Here is a 5,139-nt window from a genome sequence, read left to right on the forward strand (position 1 = left end):
CCGGGCCCGCGCCCTGACCCACCGGGCAGGCCCTAGGCCGACCGCACCGGCCGCCCGAGCCAGTCGTACGCGGCCCGCGCCGTGAACTCGCCCTGGCCGCCCCTGAACAGCAGCCCGGCCCGTGCGAACGCCGGGTCGTCGGCCGTCTCCGCCACATACGGGATCGCGATGCACCGCATCCCCGCCCGGTGCGCCGCGAGCGCGCCGGGCGCCGCGTCCTCCAGCACCACACAGTCGGCGGGCTCGACCCCCAGCCGGTGCGCGGCCTCCAGGAATACATCGGGCTCGGGCTTGCCGCGTGTCACCTCCTCGGCCGACACGATCGTGGTCAGCAGTGCGTCGAGCCCCGTACCGCCGAGCACCGCCTCGATCGCGGCCCGCGACGAACCCGACGCCACCGCCATCGGATGCCCGGCCGCGTACAGCCGATCCACGAAGACGCGCATCTCGGGGAAGACCTCGGTATGCGTCCGTGCCAGCTCCAGATAGGTGCGGTTCTTGCCCGCCAGCAGCTCCTCGATCGGCGCGTCGATGCCGAACTCCCGGCTCAGGATCTCCAGCGTCTCGCGCGTCCCGATACCGATGAAGCGGGTGTGGTGCTCCCAGCTGAAGTCCGTCACCCCGTAACCGGCCAGCAGCCGACGCCCCGCCTCGTAGTAGTTCGGCTCGCTGTCCACCAGCGTGCCGTCAAGATCGAAGATCACCGGAGTACGCGGGGAGGGAATGACGGGAGTGGCCTGAGGGGTGGGGGAGGCGCTCATGCCGTCCAGCATGCCAAGGAGCGGCCCGCCGCTGCCCGGAGGTGCCGCCCGCCATGCCTCACCGCTGCTTCGACGTGCCGCCCACCGCCTCCACCAGCGGCAGCATCCGGTGCGGCACCCGCTCCCGCAGCGCCACCTCGGTACGCGTACGCACCACCCCCGGCAGGCTGATCAGCCGCTGGATCACGTCCTCCAGATGCTCCGCGTCGCGCGCCACCACCCGGGTCAGCAGATCCCCGCCGCCGGTCGTTGAGAACGCCTCGATGATCTCCGGCACCTCGGCCAGCGCGGCGGCGACCTCCTCCAGCCGCCCCTGCGTCACCTCGATGTGCACAAACGCCAGCACGGGATGGCCGAGGGCGGCGGGCGACAGCCGCGGGCCGTAGGCCGTGATCACCCCGTCCCGCTCCAGACGGTCGAGACGTGCCTGCACGGTGCCGCGGGCGACACCCAAGACGCGCGCGTACTCCCGCACGCTGGTGCGCGGCTGTTCCAGCAGCAGCCGGAGGATCTTCGCGTCGAGGGCATCCACAGCCATGGTCCAACGGCCTCCTTACGGTCCGTGAAGAGTTCGATTGACTGTACCAATGGCCCAGTCTTCGCAGGAGCGGTTGAGCCAGCGGCCCGGCAGATGCTTTTCTGCTTCACAGATGGCGTTGCGATGGACTGCGCCGGGCGGCAATGGAGCCGGTTCCGGACACCCGCAGCGCCTTTGTCGTGCCTGTTTTGTTGTGCCCGTTGAGGCGCCCGCGCAGGGCAGTCAGCCGCTGCGCCCCAGTCGTCAGCCAGAGGGGGCGGTTTCCGCACGTGAAGAGGATGTTCGTCGCACCGGACCCGGGCCGTCTGCGCCTGCGTACGTCCCTGCGGGCCGTCATCGGCGTCACGCTGGCCGTCACCGCCGCCGAACTGGCAGGCCTCCCGCTGCCCGCCTCGATCCTCGGCGGCCTCGCCGCCCTCCTCGCCCTCTTCACCGTCGGCGACCCGACCGTCCGCGGCCAGGTCGGCACCACCGCCCTGCTGCCCGTCGTCGGGCTCCCCGTCCTCGCCCTCACGACGGCGCTGCACGACCTCCCGCTCATACGCGACGCGGTCTTCCTCGTCGTGGTCTTCTGGGGCGTCTACGCCCGCCGCTGGGGCCCGCGCGGCCAGGCGCTGGGCATCTTCGCGTTCATGATGGTGTTCGCGACACAGTTCCTGCACGCCGTCCCGGCCCAGCTTCCGCAGCTGGTCGCGGCCGTGGCGATGGCGCTCGTCGCGTCCGGTGCGGTCCGCTTCGGCGCCTGGTGCATCGAGCGGCGCACCCCGCCGCCGACCGCCCCCGCACCGCCCCCCACCCGCGGCCTCGCCCGGCCCACCACCCGCCTGGCCTTCCAGAACACCGTGGCCTGCGCGCTGGCCCTCGGCGTCGGCCAGGCCATCTCCGACGAACGCTGGTACTGGGCCGTCGGCACCGCCTGGTGGATCTTCGTCAACACCTCCTCACGCGGCGAGACCCTGGTCCGCGGCTTCCGCCGGGTGCTCGGCACCGTCGTCGGCATCGTCGCGGGGCTGCTCGTCGCCGTCCCGCTGCACGGCGCGCCCGCGCCCACCGCCGCCCTCGTCGCCGTCTGTGTCTTCGGCATCTTCTACACGGCCGCGGTCTCGTACAGCTGGATGATGTTCTTCGTGACCGTCATGGCGGGACTGCTCTACGGGCTGCTCGGTGTGCTGCACCCCGGTCTGCTCGCGCTCCGTTTCGAGCAGACCGCCGTCGGGGCGCTCGGCGCCGCACTCGCCGTCGCGCTCGTCCTGCCGGTCACCACCCACGCCGCGACCGACGCCTGGATCCAGCGTGCCGTGCGCTGCGTACGGGACTGCACCGCCGCATCCGCTCGGCGGCTGGCCGGTGACGCCGGAGCCGACCCGTCACCGCATGTCGCCGAACTCGAACTGCTGCTGGCCCGGGTGCGCCTCACGCTCGCCCCGCTGCTGCACCCGCTCAATCCGCTGCGTCACCGCAAGGCCCGTGCCCGCCAGGTCATGACCTATCTGGACGACTGCGCCGCGCAGGTCAAGGGCCTGGCCGAGGTCGCCGCCGACCCGGCCGCCTCGCACGACGCCCGGCTGACCGCCGCCTGCCAGCGCGTCGAGGCCGTGGTGGGCGCACTGTTCGCGCCCGGCGCCGAACCCGCCGCCGCGCCCGCCGCGCTCGCCGCCGCGCCGCACCACCACCCAGGCGCCGAGCGCGCGCTCGCCCATCTGCACAGCCTGGAATCCGCCCTCACCGCCCTCGCCCAGCCTGTACAGAGCTCGCCGCGCGCGCCGTTCGCCGCGTCCTGACGGCGTCCCGACGGCGCCCCGAAGGTGTTCTGAAGGCGTCCAGGGGCGGGTATCGGCCATCCCCATTGCCGCCCCGGCACGGGCTGTTAGCGTCGCCCGAGCACATCAACGGGGCAGCCGAATACCACCATGGCCAGGCGGACGAAGGGCGGACCAGTGGGGACGACGGACGGCCTGCGGGCGTACATCGGATCCTTCACCACGGCCGGCGGCCGCGGCATCACCACCGCGGCCGTCGACCCGGAGACCGGCGCACTGACCCCGCTGCACTCCAGCGCCGCCGTCCCCAACCCCTCCTACCTGGCCACGAGCCCGGACGGCCGCCTCTACGCGGTCAGCGAGACCCCGGACGGCGCGGCCGCCGCCTTCACCCTCACTCCGGAGGGGCCGGAGCTGCTCGCTCCCGCCGTCCCCGTAGGCGGCGCCGATCCCACCCACCTCACGCTGACCGCCGGCCACCTCGTCACCGCCAACTACAGCTCCGGCAGCATCAGTACGCTCCCCGTACGGGCCGACGGCACGCTCGGCGGCCCGGCCACCGTGCTCCCGCACCAGGGCAGCGGCCCGCGGACCGACCGTCAGGAGGGCCCGCACGCACACGCCGTGCTGCCCGACCCCGGCGGCCGGCTGCTGCTCAGCGTCGACCTCGGAACCGACTCCGTGCGCGTCTGCGCCCTCGACGCCGCCGGGGCGCTGACCGTACGCGACGAGGTGCCGCTGCGGCCCGGCAGCGGACCGCGCCATCTCGCCTTCCACCCAGGCGGCGACCGCGCCTACGTCGTCAACGAACTCGACCCGACGGTCACGGCCTGCCGCTGGGACACCGACCGGGGCACGCTCACGCCGCTGGGGGAGACCCGTCTGCTCCCCGACGGGGTCCCGGCGGCCGGTACCTTCCCCTCCGAACTCGTCATCTCCCGGGACGGCCGGTTCGCGTGGGCCGCCAACCGGGGCCACGACAGCATCTCCGTGCTGTCCCTCGACGCGCCGGGCGACACCCCGGCCCTCGTCACGACCGTCCCCTGCGGCGGCCACTGGCCCCGTGACCTGGCACTGCACCCCGACGGCCGGCACCTCTACGCCGCCAACGAACGCTCCGGCGACGTCACGTGGTTCACCCTCGACCCGGAGACGGGCATCCCGGCAAGGACCGGCTCCATCGAGGCGCCGGCGGCCTCCTGCGTGGTGTTCGCCTGACCGGAGGCGCTGCGGTGGGGATACGGAGGGGATACGGAGGGGCGCTCACTCCCGCGGAAACCGCCCGCCGAAATACACCTGGGTCTCGGTGATCCGGCCGTCCCGCACCGTCATCACCTCGACATTGCGATGGCGTGCGCCGGTCTTCAGCTCGTACTCGTACCGGACGAAGACCCGGCCGTCACCAGCGGGCACGGTATCGAGAATCTCCTGGGAGCGGAGCCGGTCCGCGGTGGGGAAGCAGCGCTCGAAGAACGCGGCCTTGCCGATGTGGTCGTCCTGCGGACTGGTGAAGACGAAATCCTCCGCGAGCAGCAGGTCCATGGCCTCGCGGTCCTGCGCGAGATAGCTCGCGAAACCGGCGCGGACGACTTCGGCGTCGGACAGGGCACCCGGCTCGGAACCCGGCTCGGGACTCGGCTCGGAACCCGACTCGGAACTCGGCATGGGACTCCTCCCGTAGGCGGCCTCCTCGCGGACGAGGAGCGTGCGGCCGGCACATGGTCTCGGCGCCAGCGGTCTCAGCACGAACATAGATGGATGGGCGAGTCCGAGGTCCCGCCTGCCCCGAGGGGCGGGAGTTCCGGGCGGGAGTTTCGGGCGGACGACGGGGCCTGGGGACCGCTCATCTGGACCGGTCCCGGCCCCCGAACGTCAGCCGACGCGAGAAGGCGTACCGCAAAGCCCCTGACGGGGTCGCTCGCGGGCGTGTGGCGGGTCGGGCGCCCGCACCGCAGCCGTCGCCGTCCCAGGCCGTCAGACGGGCGTCTGCGCTGATCGAGCGATATGGACGCGGAACCGGTCGACACGCCCTCCCCGCAGCCAGAATCGCCGCCCCCAAACGGAAGATCACACCAAACAA

Annotated in this window: 5 protein-coding genes; 2 read left to right on the plus strand and 3 right to left on the minus strand. The window is 72.9% G+C overall.

The genetic code is table 11. From position 1 onward, the window contains the following. Window positions 1–32 precede the first annotated feature (32 nt). Window positions 33–761 carry an HAD family phosphatase gene (locus AB0I10_RS40170; RefSeq protein WP_363157695.1) on the minus strand — a complete coding sequence of 243 codons (729 nt, stop codon included), beginning with the start codon at window positions 759–761 and terminating at the stop codon, window positions 33–35. 58 nt (window positions 762–819) lie between these two features. Further along, window positions 820–1,299, minus strand: coding sequence for an Lrp/AsnC family transcriptional regulator (locus AB0I10_RS40175; RefSeq protein ID WP_363157696.1), 480 nt, complete (start codon window positions 1,297–1,299; stop codon window positions 820–822). A 278-nt stretch (window positions 1,300–1,577) separates the two neighbouring features. Here AB0I10_RS40175 and AB0I10_RS40180 point away from each other — a divergent pair, with 278 nt between their 5' ends. Continuing rightward, window positions 1,578–3,080: an FUSC family protein gene (locus AB0I10_RS40180; protein ID WP_363157697.1), complete on the plus strand. Its 1,503-nt coding sequence runs from the start codon at window positions 1,578–1,580 to the stop codon at window positions 3,078–3,080. Between the two features lie 156 nt (window positions 3,081–3,236). Next, a complete protein-coding gene (locus AB0I10_RS40185; protein WP_363157698.1) occupies window positions 3,237–4,277 on the plus strand; it encodes a lactonase family protein in 1,041 nt (346 codons plus the stop codon). Between the two features lie 45 nt (window positions 4,278–4,322). Here AB0I10_RS40185 and AB0I10_RS40190 read toward each other — a convergent pair whose 3' ends face one another. After that, on the minus strand, window positions 4,323–4,664 hold the full coding sequence (locus tag AB0I10_RS40190) for a nuclear transport factor 2 family protein (protein ID WP_363157699.1): 342 nt from the start codon (window positions 4,662–4,664) through the stop codon (window positions 4,323–4,325). Window positions 4,665–5,139: the final 475 nt, after the last annotated feature.

It is taken from the genome of Streptomyces sp. NPDC050636, from assembly GCF_040654775.1.
Taxonomy (GTDB): domain Bacteria; phylum Actinomycetota; class Actinomycetes; order Streptomycetales; family Streptomycetaceae; genus Streptomyces.